This is a genomic window from Pseudoalteromonas sp. PAR1, assembly GCF_947311895.1.
In the GTDB taxonomy this organism is placed as follows: Bacteria; Pseudomonadota; Gammaproteobacteria; order Enterobacterales; family Alteromonadaceae; genus Pseudoalteromonas; species Pseudoalteromonas lipolytica_C.
Map to the genome: position 1 here is coordinate 14779 of NZ_CAMZMY010000006.1, position 16211 is coordinate 30989.

Here is a 16211-nt window from a genome sequence, read left to right on the forward strand (position 1 = left end):
ATTTACTTTATTTGCGGCCCATTTTTGGTGCCGATAATGACTTTATCTGCACCGCGATGGGCAAATAAGCCGTTAGTTACTACACCAACAATCTGGTTGATTGTTAGCTCTAATTCTTTGGCATTGCTGATGTCTAAATTGTGCACATCTAAAATGACGTTGCCGTTATCAGTTACAACACCTTCACGGTAAACTGGATCTCCACCTAGTTTTACAAGCTCGCGGGCTACATAACTGCGTGCCATTGGGATCACTTCAACTGGAAGTGGAAATGCGCCTAATGTTGCAACTTCTTTTGATTCATCAACAATACAAACAAATTGTTTTGCTACCGCTGAAACGATTTTCTCGCGTGTTAGCGCAGCACCACCGCCTTTGATCATTTCGTTATGTGGATTGATTTCGTCAGCGCCATCAACATACACATCAAGGCTTGATACGTCGTTTAACTCAAACACTTCAATACCGAGTGCTTTTAACTTTTCAGTAGAAGCTTCAGAGCTTGAAACTGCACCAACAATGGTGTCTTTTACAGTACCAAGTGCATCAATAAAATGATTCACTGTAGAGCCTGTACCTACACCAACAATGGTGTTTTCATTTACAAACTCGAGTGCTGCCCAGGCAGCGGCTTTTTTTAATTCATCTTGCGTCATAATTATGTGCTCAGTTAGCTATCAGAGAGGCCTATAGTATACAAAGAGTTTGCTTACCATTGGTAGATTTTCTCTGGGGTTATAATGTGTTTTAACGGTACATCCCACGATTCAATAGGTAATGCAGCTACATGCTGACATTGATGCGCAAGACCGATTAATATCGGTTTTTGCCAATTTTCTTGGTAATACCGAGCCAACGTTTTGTCATAAAACCCACCGCCCATTCCTAAACGGTTACCTTGATCGTCAAATGCCACTAATGGCATAAGTAAAATATCAAGCTTGTCTAAAGGACATATTTGACTGCAATTCAACTTGGGCTCCAAGATACCATAGCGATTAACAGTCATGGGTGAATTTTCTTCATACCTCTGAAAGTATAAAGTTGTACCGTTGAAGGGATGGATAATAGGTAGGTATAAAGAGTGTTTTTTTTGCCATAAATCTTTAATTAACAATGATGTGTCAAGTTCTCCATCATTGCTAAAATAGATGCCTATACGCGCTTTTTGAGGAGTTTCTAATGATTTTATGTGTTGAGTAAATTTCATTTTAAGCGTAATTGCTGCATTTTTTTGCTGCTCTTCGGTCAGTGAATTACGCTTTTTTCGGATGGATTGTCTAATTTCTGTTCGTGTGTTGCTCATGTCAATATATACATCAACTTTCTAAGAAAGAGAAAAGCTCAGGGAATAACTCCACAATACCAAGAATGATCAATAAAACAATCACCATCGCAATCAAAGAGTAGAGTAGGGTATTTGAGCGTTTTTTTACAGGTTCAGCGAGTTCTTCATCAAGTAGAAGCTCATCATCTTGCCAGCTTTCATCTTGATCGCTATTACTGCTCTTTTCAACATCAGGTAAACGTTGTTCTAAGTCATCGAGCTTTTCTTCTAGGCGGATCAAACTACTAGTGATGTAATCAAGCGCATCAAATATACGTTCATCACGTTGCTTTGCATCTAGGCTGCTAGTGGATTGCGATTGGCTAAGAGGTTGTAGCTTTGCTTTTATACCTACACTGGCTAATAGCTTCGCTTGCTTAAGAGCCTTTTCTTGCTCGCAAGGAGCGAATATTGGCTTATGCTCGAAAAATCCAGCTACTTTGTTTGTGCTGGTTTTAAGCTTGCTAGCTAGTTGCTCTGTGGCATGTGTTTGATCAATACCAGCCTCAAGTCCTGCAAACATCACACGAAATTTGTCTGCCATCTTTTAGTTATCCTAATCCTTAATGTAGATAACAAAAGTATAAACCTAAATAGATCAATGGATAAACAAAAGCCCGTACAAAACGGGCTTTTTCTTTATAAATGAACAAAATATTTATTTAGTATTTTGCTGCTTTGCCTTCAGCTGGCAACGAGTTAAGGATAAACTCGCGTAGATCATTATTTGAAGACTCAAGATCTGCATGACGTAAATACATCATGTGTCCGCTGCGATAACCCTTAAAGCTTAGGCGATCTTTCATTTTACCACTTGGGTCTAATTGCCACATTGTGTACTTAGCATCAAAGTAGTTAGTTGCACCATCATAGTAACCTGATTGAATCATTACATTTAAGTAAGGGTTTTGCGCCATTGCTAAACGTAAGTTTTCGCCGGTATTGTTGCCGCTGCGATCCCACGGGTGAACATTACCAAATAGGTTATATTTGATATCTGTTTTGTAGTTAAGCTCTTCACGTAGGTAATAGTTAATTGCTGGCGTGAATGAGTGTAACCATGAGGTAAGCTCAGCCCAGTAATCTGGTGACTCACCAGCATCACGTTTATCAATACCTAGATAACGAGAGTCTAAACGACCAACAGTTTGACCGCGGTCACGTAATAATTCTTTCCAAAAGAAATTAGTTGGAATATCAAGGTTGTTTTGCTCAACAAACTTCTCAGATAAGCCTGCGTATTTTGCTGCTTGTTTGATAATTGCACGCTTTTCATCTGCAGGTAAAAAGCCACCTTTAGCAATTGCTGGTAAGAACTTATTCACGGTGAACTGTTCTACTTCAGGAAGTAACTCGTCTAAGTCTTTTGCTTGTAAATCTGCGCTGAGGGCTTTGTGGTACCAAGCTGTTGCTGCAAAGTAAGGTAGGCGGTTAGCTGCTTCTACCGGGCCTTCACGTTTAATACCAATCTCAGTTGGTGAAACTAAAATAACGCCGTTGATATACATCCATTGGCGGTTTTGTAATTCGTGCGCAAGACCTGATACACGTGTTGTACCATAGCTCTCACCAATTAAAAACTTAGGTGAGCGCCAGCGCTCGTTGCGAGAAACAAAGGTATTTAGCCACTCTGCTAAGTATTTGATGTCAGCGTTAACACCAAAAAACATTTTTTGTTGATCTGATTTACTTGGCAGCTCACCCTTTTCGTTTTCAAGTACACGTGAATAGCCGGTATTAACCGGGTTGATATAAACAATATCTGCTACGTCTAAAATTGAATAAGGGTTATCTTTTACGCCATAAGGTTGAACAGGGTAGCCTTCGTCATCAATTTTTAATACACGTGGTCCAGTATAAGCAAGGTGCATCCACACTGATGCAGAACCTGGGCCACCGTTGAACGAAAATACCAGAGGGCGTTTTGTTCTATCGTCTACTTTGTCACGGGTATAATAAGTATATTGCAACGTTGCAACGGCATTGCCTTGCTCATCCCAAACGGGTTGCGTACCAGTGGCGGCGGTATATGAAAAGCGCTCGCCGTTAATGCGTGCTTTATGCTCTGTGACTACTTTGCTGTCGACATCAATGCGACGTGCGTTATCTGCAAAGCTAGGAGTGCTAAAGGTCAGTGTCAGTGCTGTTACCGATAAGCCAATAAAACTAACTAGTTTCATGTTGATTCCTTATTATTCGATTTATAGCTATTAAAAATTAAAGCTAACTCGATGACAAACTAATGAGACTAGTGACCAATATTCGCTGTTGAAGTGGAAATTAACCGAAAATCATGAGCAAATAACAAAAAAATCCTTTTTTTTACTAAAGATAATTTGCTTAATTATTTAGCTAGATTGAAAAATGGCGTATATTTAGCGTGTTTATAATCTGTGCACGTGCGCTTAGAAAAGAGAAGTTATAATGCAAAGAGTGTTAGTTGTTGAAGACAGTAAGGTGGTGCAGCAAGTGTTACGTCACTTGGCTGCTCACTATCTCGATGTCGCTGTCGACTTTGCGTGGTCCCTAAAAGAAGGGATAAATTTAATTGCTGAACACGATTATACTTTAGCATTGGTCGATTTAACCTTGCCAGATGCAATGAATGGTGAAGTGGCTAAGTACACGCTTTCAAAGAATATTCCGACCGTTGTCTTGACCTCTAAAATTGATGAGTACATCCGCCAACAAATGTTAGAGCTTGGTGTGGTTGATTATGTCGTTAAAGATAATCGTGATTCGTACCATTACGCAATAAAGTTAGTTGCACAATTACTCAGAAACGATGGTAGCAAAGCGCTGGTGGCCGATGACTCAGTATTGAGCCGCACTTTAATGAAGCAAATGCTCGAAAAGCAATTATTTGCAGTGAGTGATGCCCAAGACGGTGAGCAAGCGTTGCAAATGCTCAAAGACGACCCAGAAATTAAATTGTTACTTACTGACTATGCAATGCCAACAATGGATGGTTTTGAGTTGGTTAAAGCGGTGCGTAATTTCCGCGGCCGCGATGACTTAGCCATTATTGGTTTGTCGGGGGCTGGTAAGCATGGTTTATCGGCGCGCTTTATTAAATACGGCGCTAATGACTTTTTAACAAAGCCATTTATGAATGAAGAGTTTCATTGCCGTGTTATGCAAACCATGGAACAACTCGCTCTAATAGCCGATATTAAAGAAAGTGCATATCGCGACCATTTAACAGGCTTACACAATAGACGCTATTTTTATCAATACGCCGAAAAAATATTAAAGAATGTTGAACAAGAGAATGTTTTAGCCTTGCTTGATATTGATTACTTCAAGAATGTTAATGATCAATTTGGTCACGAAGCGGGTGATCAGGCGCTTAAGCAAGTCGCATCATTCTTAAAAGCAAAGTTTGATGATTTTACCGTGGCACGTATTGGTGGTGAAGAGTTTGCAGTTGTGCTCAATAATATGGATCTAAAAAAGGCAGAGCAGCGATTAAATATATTCAGAGAGCAGTTAGCCAGCCATGCCTTTTCTATTAATGGTGAGCCTTATTCATTGACCATGAGTATTGGTATGACTCCATTTCAAAAAGTGTCGTTAACAGCTGCTATGCGTATTGCAGATAAAGCGCTATATCAAGCCAAGCAACAACAGCGAAATTGCTTAGTTATTCAATAATTGAGTAAATTGCACCAGCTCAGGTTAATTGTTAAGAAAATGCACCATATGGGTGCATTTTTTTTGTTTAAAAACCAATATTAAAATATAAATCATTGAATATTAATAATAAAAAATAGTGGCACAAAGGTTGGATTACATACACCAACAGGATAACAATAAGCGTCCGAAGGGGGCCACTATGAAAATGATTAGTGCAATAATAAAGCCATTCAAACTTGATGATGTGCGTGAAGCACTGGCTGATTTAGGCATTGAGGGGATGACAGTTGTCGACGTTAAAGGCTTTGGCCGTCAACGTGGTCACACTGAACTATATCGTGGAGCTGAATACCAAGTCGATTTTATTCCAAAAATCAAACTTGAAATTGCAACTCGTAGCGAAAATTGTCAACGCGTTGTTGAAACCATCACAAAAATTGCTTCAACAGGCAAAATTGGTGACGGCAAAATTTTTGTTTACGACCTAGACCAAATCGTCCGTATTCGTACAGGCGAACTTGATGAAGAAGCAATTTAAGGGGGAATTATGGAAAACACGATTGTAGAGTTGAAGTTCTCGCTCGACACATTTTACTTTTTGATGTCGGGTGTTTTAGTAATGTGGATGGCGGCTGGTTTCGCTATGCTAGAAGCAGGTTTAGTGCGTGCAAAAAATACAACAGAAATACTAACCAAAAACGTAGCACTATTCTCTATTGCCTGCACTATGTTTTTATTAGTGGGTTACAACATCATGTATGTTGATAACGCAGAAGGTGGTTTTATCCCTTCATTTGGTGCATTAATTGGCACTCAAGCTGCTGATGCAGATCACTCTTTAGAGTCTGATTTCTTCTTCCAAGTTGTGTTCGTAGCAACGGCTATGTCAATCGTATCTGGTGCGGTTGCTGAGCGTATGAAGTTATGGGCATTCTTAATTTTCACTGTTGTTTTAACTGGTTTCATTTACCCAATCGAAGGTTACTGGACTTGGGGCGCAGGCTTCTTATCTGAGATGGGCTTTGTTGACTTTGCTGGTTCTGCAATTGTTCATGGCGCAGGTGCAGCAGCCGCTCTTGCAGGTGTGCTTTTCCTAGGTGCTCGTAAAGGTAAATATGGCAAAAACGGTGAAATCTACCCAATTCCTGGTTCTAACCTACCGTTAGCAACACTAGGTACATTAATCCTTTGGATGGGTTGGTTTGGCTTCAACGGTGGTTCACAACTGCTTATCTCTGACGCTGAAAATGCAACAGCAGTAGGTAAAATCTTCGTTAATACTAACGCTGCCGCTGCGTGTGGTGCAATTGCTGCACTTATGGTGTGTAAAGTACTTTGGGGCAAAGCCGATCTAACTATGGTGCTTAATGGTGCATTAGCTGGTCTGGTAACTATTACAGCTGAGCCTGCATCACCAACTCCATTACTTGCTTGTTTACTGGGTCTTCTTGGTGGTTCTTTGGTTGTATTTAGCATCGTTGCACTTGATAAAGCTAAAATCGATGACCCTGTAGGTGCTATCTCTGTACACGGTGTATGTGGTGCTTTAGGTATTATGTTAGTACCACTTTCAAACTCAGATGCAACCTTCGTTAATCAGTTGATTGGCTTAGTATGTATCTTAGGATTTGTGTTCATCGCGTCATCAATCGTATGGGCAATTCTAAAAAATACTATGGGTATCCGCGTTACCGAAGAAGAAGAACTGAACGGTATGGATCAACATGACTGTGGTATTGATGCGTACCCTGAGTTTGTATCAGTTCGCAGTAACTAATCTTTGTGCGTGTTTTTACACGCACAAAAACAAATCATTGTGTGTTCAAATCAAAGCTCTACTTAGGTAGGGCTTTTTTGCAATTAAATAAGTCTTTTCTGATAGGCGATTTAGTCAATTATTAGCTATGCTTAAGGTTCCAATCTAACAAGGAAAAATTATGGATAACAAACTGTTGCTTATTATTATCTCGCTATTTTTACCGCCTGTTGCGGTATTTTTAAAAGCGGGAGCAGGTAAAGATTTAATCATTAACATTATTTTATGTTTTATCTTTTTTATTCCTGCCGTAATTCACTCGCTATGGTTGTGCACACGCTAACCGAGTTTAAGTGACTGTTAATTTTACAGGTGTTAATATTGCCTAGCTTGTCCTGTAAAATTAACTGATCAATAGCGAACTCAATGGCTGATAAAAAAACACCTGCAAAAAAGTCGTCATCAAAAACTAAAGCGGCATCTTCACGCTCTTCTTCTAAGCGTAAAAATTCACCTAAAAATGCTACTAAAGCGGGGATTCTAAGAAAGCTTTGGTCAATATTTTGGAAGCTTTCTTTAGCAGTTGTCATTGCTATGACACTGTACCTTATTTACCTTGATGCCAAAATTACCCGCCAATTTGAGGGGAATAAGTGGCAGTTACCAGCCCAAGTCTATGCGCGTGCAATGAGTTTTTATCCTGGACAATATTTATCCCAGCAAGAAGTTATTTGGGAGTTAAACCGCTTAAATTACTCTTCAGTAAATAAACTCAGCCGAACAGGTCAGTATGTTAAATCTGCTAACAGCATTAAAGTGTATCGCCGTGAATTTGAATTTTATGACGGCCTTGAAGATGCACATGTTATTGAGCTGCGTTTTTCGGGACAAAAGTTAGCAACAATTAAAGATAAATTTGGTCGCCGTTTGAATAGCGCACGGTTAGAGCCAGTACAAATTGCACGTATCGGCAATGACTCAAAGCAAGATCGTGAGTTTGTACCGCTTGATAAATTTCCGCCAATGCTAAAAGACACCTTGCTGGTGGTTGAAGACCGTAATTTCTATGACCATCACGGCGTATCGGTGTGGTCAATTATGCGTGCTTTGTATAGCAATATCAAAGCAGGGCGTACCGTACAGGGCGGCAGTACTTTAACTCAGCAGTTAGCAAAAAATATCTACTTAACTCGTGAGCGCTCTTTGGTACGTAAATTTAATGAGGCGCTAATTGCCTTAATTCTAGATTACCGCTACAGCAAAGATGAAATTTTAGAGGCCTACCTCAATGAAGTGTATTTAGGTCAGTCTTACAATCAAGGTGTTCATGGTATGGGCCTAGCCGCTGAGTTTTATTTCTCAAAACCTGTGGATGAACTTGAATACGACCAAATTGCGTTGTTAGTTGCTATGGTAAAAGGGCCATCGTATTACAATCCGCGCCGTTATAGTGAGCGCGCAATGGAGCGCCGTGATTTAGTGCTGCGATTAATGGTTGAAAACAAGCTTATTGATACACGTGAATATCGCGCGGCATTAAAGCGTCCTATTGATATTGCACCAATGAAAGACAGCCTGCAAAAGTCGTATCCGGGTTACTTAGAATTAGTTAACCGAGAATTAAAGCGCCTACTACCAGATCAGCAAGTGTTAGATGCCGGAGTACGTGTCTTTACCTATTTTGACTTACAAAAGCAAACGGCTATGGAAGAGTCGATTGAAGCAAGCTTGCCGTATCTTGAAAGACGCCCTAAAACAGAAGAGCTTGAGGCAGCGATGATCTCTGTTAATGTTGAAAAAGGTGGAGTGTCGGCGCTAGTTGCAGGCCGTGATGTACGTTATTTTGGCTTTAACCGTGTACTAGATACCAAACGTAATATTGGCTCATTAGTTAAGCCAGCAGTTTATTTAACGGCATTTGAAAGTGGTCAGTTTAATGTTGCCACTTTAGTGGATGACTCACCGCTGCAAGTGACTAACGAACAGGGCAAAGTATGGCAACCAGAGAACTTTGATAAGCAGTTCCGCGGACCAATGCCACTATACAAAGCATTTAGTAACAGTATAAATATTCCTGCGGTTAACACGGGTCTTGATGTTGGTGTGGATAAAGTGGCTGATACCTTGAAGCGTTTAGGTGTAGATGGGCGTATTGATCAATATCCATCATTACTTTTAGGTGCACTTGAGCTTTCTAGCTTTGAAGTCGCGCAGCTTTATACAACGCTTGCTGCAGATGGTCAGTACCGCGAGTTAACGTCTATTTCAGCACTGACAGACTCAGTAGGTAAAGTGCTTTATAAACATGATGTCACCTCACAAAAACGCTTTGACGATGCATCAATCTACATGACCAAATACGCAATGAAACGAGTGACCAAAGACGGTACAGCAAAGCGTTTAAATGCCCACTTTCCATCAATTCAGCTTGCTGGTAAAACAGGCACCAGTAATGACTTGCGCGATAGTTGGTTTGCAGGTTTTGACCAAAACACAGTTACTGTTGCATGGATTGGTCGCGACGATAACAAGAGCACTGGTTTAACAGGCAGTGTTGGTGCACTAGAAGCCTATATTCGCTACCTTAAACCACTCAATCCTGAAGCTATAGCTGATACACGCCCAGCTTCTATTCGTTGGGCCTTTATTAACGAAGAAACCGGCCTGCAAGCGCCTCCTGGATGCGGCAAGGTTGTACAGCTCCCCATTCGTGCCAGCGAGTTTGAGCCAAGGCCTAATTGTCAGCGTTAAACTTGGCCCTGAAACTATTTAGCTCAATGTATAATTGAGCTAAATTTTGTATGTTGTAGATTGCCATGAATGCACTTCCTTCAGTGTTTCTGGCAAGCGAACTGACGTTTATAGAGTTTGAATTGCAGTACTTTATTGGATGACTTGTAGAATAATTAGTTATTCTTGTATGCCTAAATCAGACATTGATGCTGTGACAGCTATTAACCTACCATTAGTATGATTTTATTTTGAAGTCTTGCTCCTTCCTCATGCTTTCATTTGTATTTTATAAGGTTGCTTGATTTACTTCAGATAAATATCGACTAATTATTGCAGCACTACTAGTTGTAAATATTAAAAAATAAAAGCCTCATAATGAGGCTTTTAGAATCGTTGCTTATCTTACTAATTTAATCGAAATTAAAAGTCATAAGAAGCAGATAGTTGGACTCGACGAGGAGATTGATAACTTTCCGCTAAACCAAATGTTGCACTGTCATCACCAGCCGCTATTTCAGCAACTTCGTCATAACGAGTTGCTGTAGCTGCATCAAATACATTGAAAATATCTAATGCGAAGCGTACTTTTTGGTCATTAAAATGCAGGTTGTACGTAAAGTTAAGATCTAATCGCGCTGTCCAGGGAGTTGTTCCCATGCTGCCGCGAGGGTAGCGTTTATCACCAACATAATAAGTATCGCCATAATCATATAAGTCTGGGTTTGGTGTATAGCCCGCACCTAATGCTGTCCAAGGACGACCAGAAGCAACATTTAGATTTGCGCCTACTAAGAAGTTTTCAGTAACTGCGTATGCACCGTAAACTTTAATATTGTGACGACGGTCTGCTGGTAAGTTACCGTTAGCACCATCCATAAGATAAGGGTAATCCCAGTCTTGTGTTAAACCAGCATCATCTTGACCATTATCAGATTTAACAAAACCTTCTGTGTTACCGTAGTTATGTGACCAAGTGTATAGTGCTTTTAAAGACCAAACCTCATCCCAACTTTTCTCAATTGAAAGGTCAACGGCAGCGTAACGACGTTTAGCTTCAGGATAACCTAGCTCTTCAGCTGTGAAACTATACTCTTCAGTTACACCGTCACCATCTAAGTCAAAATTAAATGTTGCGCCATTACCTGGGTTGAATAAGAACCAGTTTTCACCAAGATATTCACCATTTTCATCTCTAAAGATGTATGAGCCATCATCTATTTGATTGCCTAGTGTGCGGTATGTACCTTTGATGCTCCAAGACCAGTCATCATTAATCGCTGCTTGATAACCTACAATGATTTCATCATTATACATAGGCTCAAGGTCTTTATCTGCTAGGGTGTTTGAAGGTTTTGCAGTTCCGTCACCACCATTTGAAATTGCGATATCACCTAATTGATTGCTCAAACCTACAGGAGTACCGTCAGCATTAAGACCCTCATACTCATACCAAGTGTGGATATAAGTTTCGGCACCTGCAAGGCGAATGTTCGTATTTGCAGCAACAGGTAAGTAATATCGACCTGCGGTAATAAATAATTTACTGTCACCGTCACCATTGATATCCCAAGATGCACCTAATCTTGGCGCAATTTGGTTATCAATAGATACAAATTCATCACCATCAGCATTGTAGTTTGTGAAACTGTCATTACGTAGACCTAAAGTTAACGTTAAGTTATCTGTAACAGCCCATTGATCTTCGATATAAATCGCCCAGTTTTCAACTTCAAATGCACCACCATTCTTATAGTTACGTACGCGAGTTGTTTTCATTTCTTCTGGAAGAATATAACCGTTTGGAAGGCGAGCACCTTCTTCGTATGTTCTGTAGTAGTAGTAAATACCACCAGAGTTAATCGTAGTTGCATCTGATGTATTGGTTTCTGAGTCATAACCAAATCTTAATGTATGCTCATCATTTAAGTACCAATCAAAGTCAACGCGCAATTGCTCGCGCTTATCTTCATTGGCGCCTACAGTGAAGTTTACATAACAGGTAGTATCAACACCTAAGTCTGCGTCATAGCCAGTAGGGCAGTCATCAAAGTCAGAATAATCAGTTTCTGAGAATTTAACTTCACCATACATAGCAGACATGCTTAAGTCATCAGTTAGGTTACCTGTATAACGTACTGCAAAACTTTCACCACCGCGTTTGTGATAAGCTGTACCGCCATCTACTGTGTAGTTACCAACGCCATTAGGATCTTCGATTGTGCTTTCTGAGTATGTGCGTTCATCGCTAAAACCCCAAAGCATTAATTGATGATCATCATTAATGTTCCAGTCAATACGCGCTAGATAGTAAGGGTCATCATCTTTTTCTTTTGTTAGAGAGGTTTGAGAAGCGTTACCGTACTCTTCTTCGATATCACGGAATGTATAAATTCCGTAGAAGAAAAGCGTATCTTCAATTAGTGCACCTGAAGCATAAATATTTGTTTCAAATGAGTTTACATAGTCATCTTGGTTGTTAACAAATAAATCACCAATACAGTGACCATCAGCAGCCTCACAACGATCATTTTGTAAGTAAACTGAATTTGGTGCTTGTTCTCTTAATGAATCAGGAGAGTAAATTGACTCAACACCAAAGTGAAAGTCATTCGTACCTGATTTTGTTACTGCAGAGATTAGGCCACCAGTTGTTCGACCAAACTCAGACGAATAACCACCAGTCTTAATTTGGAAGCTATCATATGCTGAGAATGGAATGGTTGCGCCACCTAAACCGTTACGGAAGTTAGTCATATTAAGACCATTTACGTAATATGCGTTTTCTGCGACAGATGAGCCACCGAATGATGCTTGATCACCAAAGCGACTATCACCTTCAGTTGCACCAGGGGCTAGTAAAGCAACTGATGTTAATGAACGAGCAACCGGTAATAATTCAAGTTCTTCTGAACTAATGTTCAATGATGATTCCGTAACCGAAACGTCAACAGCACGAACTGCGCCACCAACAACTGCAATACGTTCTATATTACCTTCAACCAATGGAATCTCGAGTAGTGCAGTTTTACCAACACCGATAATTACATCGTTAATCTGTGCTTTTTCAAAACCAGCTTGTGACACTGTTACATTATATTTACCAACAGGTACTTGGTTAAGATTAAACTGGCCATTTGCATCTGCAATGAGAGTTTTTTCATAACCTTTTGACTTATCGGTAATGGTGATTGTTGCACCAGCTAAAGAAACACCAGACTGAGTAATGATGTTACCTTTGATTGCACCATTAACATTGTCAGCCATAGCAGGCATTGCTGCACTTAAGGTCATAGCAACAGCTGCAGCTGTGAATGAACGCTTAAATGTTTTTGAAAAGTTGTTTTTCATTGAGCTTTCCCTGTGAAATTTTAGATTTTTGATTTGTTATTGTTTGTTAATAACTATCACGCTTTGTTTTTTATTTATTTGGAGTTTTAACCATTAAATAAAGCGTGAAACAAATTGGTAACACATTAGGGACATACAGATCAATTTTTTATATTACAAATACGATAAACTTACAAAAAAACGCCTTGGAACGATCTAAAGTTGATATTTTTTGCTTGTTTATACAAAAAATACACAGATGTAACTTGATGTAATTGCGTTAAGTAAATTTTAATTCTACTTTTAATTCTTATAAAACAGTTTGTTGGGAATTTTATGTCGTTTTCGTTACATTTTAAAATATAAATGCAGGAAAAAATCATTTGGTTTGTATAAATGATGTTTTAATTATAATATTTTTGGTTTTAAATTTTCGAAAATAATCTGATCTATTATTTTCTGAGGGGGTAAACGTTTGGAAGTATAGGCCACCGATTAAAGTGACCTATTTTATTTTTTAGATTAAAGCTTCGCGAATGCGCGCTCTGCGGCTGCAATGGTGTCGTTGATCTCTTTTTCAGAGTGCTCAGCACACACAAAGCCAGCTTCGAAAGCAGAAGGAGCTAGGTAAACGCCTTCTTCAAGCATTAAGTGGAAGAACTTTTTAAAACGCTCTAAATCACACTCAGTCGCTTGTTGATAGCTAGTTACTTTTTCTTTATCAGTAAAGAAGAAGCCGTACATTCCACCTGCGTAGTTTGTTGTAAGTGCAATGCCTGCTTTTTTCGCAGCGGCTTCAAAGCCTTCACAAATTGCTTTACTTTTAGCTTCTAGTTCATCGTGTAGACCTTCAGCGCATAATAATTCAAGCGATTTTAAGCCTGCTGCCATGGCAATTGGGTTACCTGATAATGTACCCGCTTGATAAACAGGGCCGACAGGTGCGATGTAATCCATAATTTCTTTCTTACCACCAAATGCACCCACTGGCATACCGCCACCTATTACTTTACCTAAGCAAGTAAGGTCTGGTTTGATATTGTAGTAAGCTTGTGCGCCACCTAAAGCAACACGGAAACCTGTCATTACTTCATCAAAAATAAGCACAGATTTGTATTCATCACACACCTCACGTAAACCTTCTAAGAAGCCTGGTACAGGTGGAATACAGTTCATGTTGCCAGCAACTGGCTCAACGATGATACAAGCGATTTCGTCAGCGTATTTTGCGAAAATGGCTTTTACTTCATCAAGGTTGTTAAACGACACCGTTAATGTGTGCTTAGCGAAGTCTTCAGGAATACCTGGTGAGTTTGGTACACCCATAGTCAGCGCGCCTGAGCCTGCTTTTACTAGTAGTGAGTCTGCATGACCGTGGTAACAGCCTTCAAACTTTAAGATTTTGTCACGGCCAGTGAAGCCACGCGCTAAACGAATTGCACTCATGGTTGCTTCAGTACCTGAGCTTACCATGCGTACTTTTTCGATTGATGGTACCAGCTCTTTTACTTTCTCGGCCATTAAGATTTCAGTTTCGGTTGGTGCACCATAGCTTAAGCCATTTTCAACGGCTTCTAATACCGCTTGTTTAATAGCAGGGTGGTTATGACCCATGATCATTGGTCCCCATGAACCAACGTAATCGATATAACGGTTACCATCAGCATCAAAGGTAAAAGGACCTTCTGCTTTAGTGATGAATAAAGGAGTACCGCCAACGCCATTGAAGGCACGAACTGGTGAGTTTACACCGCCTGGGATTGATTCTTGCGCGCGATTAAAAAGATCTTGGCTAATTGTCATGAATAGTCCTATTGGGTTGTCACGTTAAATGAGTTGGTTTGTAAGGGCTCAAAGAGCCCAAAACGAAGCGAGTTAACTATTACGTTTACGGCTAAACCAAGGCACGTCGACTTCATATTGCTCAACTTTGTCGGCAACATCTAAGGTTAGAGCAAACAACGCCATGCGGATTAACACGCCATTTTGAACTTGGCGGAAAATTGCTAGGTTGTCGTTGCTATTTAAATCGTTATCAAGCTCGTTTGCTTCTAAACGGCTATCACGAGGCAGTGGGTGCATCAGTACTGAGTTTGGTTTACAGTGTGCATTGTAAATTGCTTGGCTGATACGAAAACCACCACGGTATTTGTTCGCTTCTTCTTGTGAAGGGAAGCGCTCTTCTTGAATGCGGGTTTGATATACAATATCAGCCGCTAAGTTGCCTTCCATTTTATCTACTAGTTGAATTTTATGACCGGCGTTATCAACAGCATCTAAAATGTAGTCTGGCATTTGTAAGCCATCAGGTGCCACCATAGAGAACTTAACGTCTTTATAATGACACAGTAACTTAGATAAAGAGTGCACAGTACGGCCGTATTTTAAATCACCCACTAGGGCAATGTGCATACCGTCGATACTTTGGTTAAAACGGCCAAGTTCACGTTCAATCGTTAGTAAGTCAAGTAGGGCTTGAGTTGGGTGCTCATTTGGGCCGTCACCGCCATTGATTACTGGTACATCACACCCAGTGGCAAACTCAGCAACGGAGCCTGCATCAGGGTGGCGCATTGCGACTGCATCTGCATACGCAGAGATAACACGAGCGGTGTCATATAACGATTCACCTTTTGCTAGCGCAGAGCTTTGCATGCCTGTTGTTTCGCGGACTAAGCCACCTAGTAAGTTAAATGCGGTACCAAAACTTACGCGAGTACGTGTGCTTGGTTCAAAGAACAAGTTCGCTAAAATTGCGCCCTCTAAAACATTGGTGCGCTTTTGCTTTTTAGCATAAGGCTCCATTTTCTTAGCAACTGCAAAAATACGTTCAATACAATCTCGATCAAGCTGATTGACCGACAGGATATTTTCACCTTGGAAACTTAGCATGGGGTTTGTTCCTAATCACATTTATAGGGCGCTGGCACTCGGTATGGGAGGCCGCATAAATTTGCGCAGTACTATAGCAAATTTTTAGCGTACACAGCAGCAAATTATAAGTTAGGTTTAATAATTGCCAGTGCCACTATAGCTAAAAGGATGAGTACCGGAACTTCATTAAAAATACGGTAAAAGCGATCGCTACGTTTATTGCGATCATGCTTAAAATCAGCCAGTAATTTAAAGCAGTAGCCATGATAGATATAAAGAATAATCACTAATACCAGTTTGTAGTGCAGCCACATGCTGTATCTAAACCAATCACGACCATATTCAAAAATCGTTAATACGCCAAACACGAGTGTTAATACGGCAAAGGGCGTAACGAAATAAAGTAAACGTCGCTCCATTACTTTTAGCATTGAGTTACAGGCTTTTTCTTCACTCATTGCGTGGTAAACGAATAGCCGAGGCAGGTAAAAAATACCGGCAAACCAAGCGATCATAAAGAACACATGAAACGTTTTATAAACTAATAGCGCAGTCATT

General features: G+C 40.2%; 13 protein-coding genes. 5 read left to right on the forward strand and 8 right to left on the reverse strand.

Annotation, left to right across the window (positions count from 1 at the left end; translation table 11 throughout):
* Positions 1 to 2: 2 nt before the first annotated feature.
* From rpiA to QL229_RS06380, 4 genes are all read right to left on the reverse strand, one after another.
* On the reverse strand, positions 3 to 656 hold the full coding sequence (gene rpiA / locus QL229_RS06365) for a ribose-5-phosphate isomerase RpiA (protein ID WP_135923717.1): 654 nt from the start codon (positions 654 to 656) through the stop codon (positions 3 to 5).
* A 53-nt stretch (positions 657 to 709) separates the two neighbouring features.
* On the reverse strand, positions 710 to 1306 hold the full coding sequence (locus QL229_RS06370) for a 5-formyltetrahydrofolate cyclo-ligase (protein WP_235384140.1): 597 nt from the start codon (positions 1304 to 1306) through the stop codon (positions 710 to 712).
* Between the two features lie 13 nt (positions 1307 to 1319).
* The gene (locus QL229_RS06375; RefSeq protein WP_135923719.1) at positions 1320 to 1871 is read right to left on the reverse strand and encodes a hypothetical protein; all 552 of its coding nucleotides are present in this window, start codon (positions 1869 to 1871) and stop codon (positions 1320 to 1322) included.
* 118 nt (positions 1872 to 1989) lie between these two features.
* Positions 1990 to 3507 (reverse strand): carboxypeptidase, encoded by a 1518-nt coding sequence (locus tag QL229_RS06380; RefSeq protein WP_135923720.1) that lies wholly within the window; start codon positions 3505 to 3507, stop codon positions 1990 to 1992.
* Positions 3508 to 3751: 244 nt separating this feature from the next.
* On the opposite strand from QL229_RS06380, the gene QL229_RS06385 reads away from it, so the two are divergent.
* The 5 genes from QL229_RS06385 (at position 3752) to mrcB (ending at position 9470) form a co-directional block, all read left to right on the forward strand.
* On the forward strand, positions 3752 to 4981 hold the full coding sequence (locus QL229_RS06385; protein ID WP_253038122.1) for a response regulator: 1230 nt from the start codon (positions 3752 to 3754) through the stop codon (positions 4979 to 4981).
* 181 nt (positions 4982 to 5162) lie between these two features.
* Positions 5163 to 5501: a P-II family nitrogen regulator gene (locus tag QL229_RS06390; protein ID WP_054554260.1), complete on the forward strand. Its 339-nt coding sequence runs from the start codon at positions 5163 to 5165 to the stop codon at positions 5499 to 5501.
* Positions 5502 to 5510: 9 nt separating this feature from the next.
* A complete protein-coding gene (locus QL229_RS06395; RefSeq protein WP_135923722.1) occupies positions 5511 to 6740 on the forward strand; it encodes an ammonium transporter in 1230 nt (409 codons plus the stop codon).
* A 160-nt stretch (positions 6741 to 6900) separates the two neighbouring features.
* Positions 6901 to 7062 carry a YqaE/Pmp3 family membrane protein gene (locus QL229_RS06400; protein WP_135923723.1) on the forward strand — a complete coding sequence of 54 codons (162 nt, stop codon included), beginning with the start codon at positions 6901 to 6903 and terminating at the stop codon, positions 7060 to 7062.
* Between the two features lie 83 nt (positions 7063 to 7145).
* Positions 7146 to 9470 (forward strand): penicillin-binding protein 1B, encoded by a 2325-nt coding sequence (gene mrcB / locus QL229_RS06405; protein WP_281546605.1) that lies wholly within the window; start codon positions 7146 to 7148, stop codon positions 9468 to 9470.
* A 402-nt stretch (positions 9471 to 9872) separates the two neighbouring features.
* On the opposite strand, the gene QL229_RS06410 is transcribed toward mrcB, so the two are convergent.
* From QL229_RS06410 to QL229_RS06425, 4 genes are all read right to left on the reverse strand, one after another.
* Positions 9873 to 12800 (reverse strand): TonB-dependent receptor, encoded by a 2928-nt coding sequence (locus QL229_RS06410; protein ID WP_135923725.1) that lies wholly within the window; start codon positions 12798 to 12800, stop codon positions 9873 to 9875.
* 501 nt (positions 12801 to 13301) lie between these two features.
* On the reverse strand, positions 13302 to 14582 hold the full coding sequence (gene hemL, locus QL229_RS06415; RefSeq protein ID WP_138557275.1) for a glutamate-1-semialdehyde 2,1-aminomutase: 1281 nt from the start codon (positions 14580 to 14582) through the stop codon (positions 13302 to 13304).
* A 72-nt stretch (positions 14583 to 14654) separates the two neighbouring features.
* Positions 14655 to 15671: an aspartate carbamoyltransferase gene (locus QL229_RS06420; protein WP_138557276.1), complete on the reverse strand. Its 1017-nt coding sequence runs from the start codon at positions 15669 to 15671 to the stop codon at positions 14655 to 14657.
* A gap of 104 nt (positions 15672 to 15775) precedes the next feature.
* Complete coding sequence (locus QL229_RS06425; protein WP_135923727.1) at positions 15776 to 16210, reverse strand: CopD family protein; 435 nt, start codon at positions 16208 to 16210, stop codon at positions 15776 to 15778.
* Between the last annotated feature and the right edge of the window lies 1 nt (position 16211).

What these genes read in the sequence shown, in the direction of transcription:
- rpiA (WP_135923717.1), bottom strand. Translation starts at nt 656, where the DNA reads ATGACGCAAGATGAATTAAAAAAAGCCGCTGCCTGGGCAGCACTCGAG.
- QL229_RS06370 (WP_235384140.1), bottom strand. Translation starts at nt 1,306, where the DNA reads ATGAGCAACACACGAACAGAAATTAGACAATCCATCCGAAAAAAGCGT.
- QL229_RS06375 (WP_135923719.1), bottom strand. Translation starts at nt 1,871, where the DNA reads ATGGCAGACAAATTTCGTGTGATGTTTGCAGGACTTGAGGCTGGTATT.
- QL229_RS06380 (WP_135923720.1), bottom strand. Translation starts at nt 3,507, where the DNA reads ATGAAACTAGTTAGTTTTATTGGCTTATCGGTAACAGCACTGACACTG.
- QL229_RS06385 (WP_253038122.1), top strand. Translation starts at nt 3,752, where the DNA reads ATGCAAAGAGTGTTAGTTGTTGAAGACAGTAAGGTGGTGCAGCAAGTG.
- QL229_RS06390 (WP_054554260.1), top strand. Translation starts at nt 5,163, where the DNA reads ATGAAAATGATTAGTGCAATAATAAAGCCATTCAAACTTGATGATGTG.
- QL229_RS06395 (WP_135923722.1), top strand. Translation starts at nt 5,511, where the DNA reads ATGGAAAACACGATTGTAGAGTTGAAGTTCTCGCTCGACACATTTTAC.
- QL229_RS06400 (WP_135923723.1), top strand. Translation starts at nt 6,901, where the DNA reads ATGGATAACAAACTGTTGCTTATTATTATCTCGCTATTTTTACCGCCT.
- mrcB (WP_281546605.1), top strand. Translation starts at nt 7,146, where the DNA reads ATGGCTGATAAAAAAACACCTGCAAAAAAGTCGTCATCAAAAACTAAA.
- QL229_RS06410 (WP_135923725.1), bottom strand. Translation starts at nt 12,800, where the DNA reads ATGAAAAACAACTTTTCAAAAACATTTAAGCGTTCATTCACAGCTGCA.
- hemL (WP_138557275.1), bottom strand. Translation starts at nt 14,582, where the DNA reads ATGACAATTAGCCAAGATCTTTTTAATCGCGCGCAAGAATCAATCCCA.
- QL229_RS06420 (WP_138557276.1), bottom strand. Translation starts at nt 15,671, where the DNA reads ATGCTAAGTTTCCAAGGTGAAAATATCCTGTCGGTCAATCAGCTTGAT.
- QL229_RS06425 (WP_135923727.1), bottom strand. Translation starts at nt 16,210, where the DNA reads ATGACTGCGCTATTAGTTTATAAAACGTTTCATGTGTTCTTTATGATC.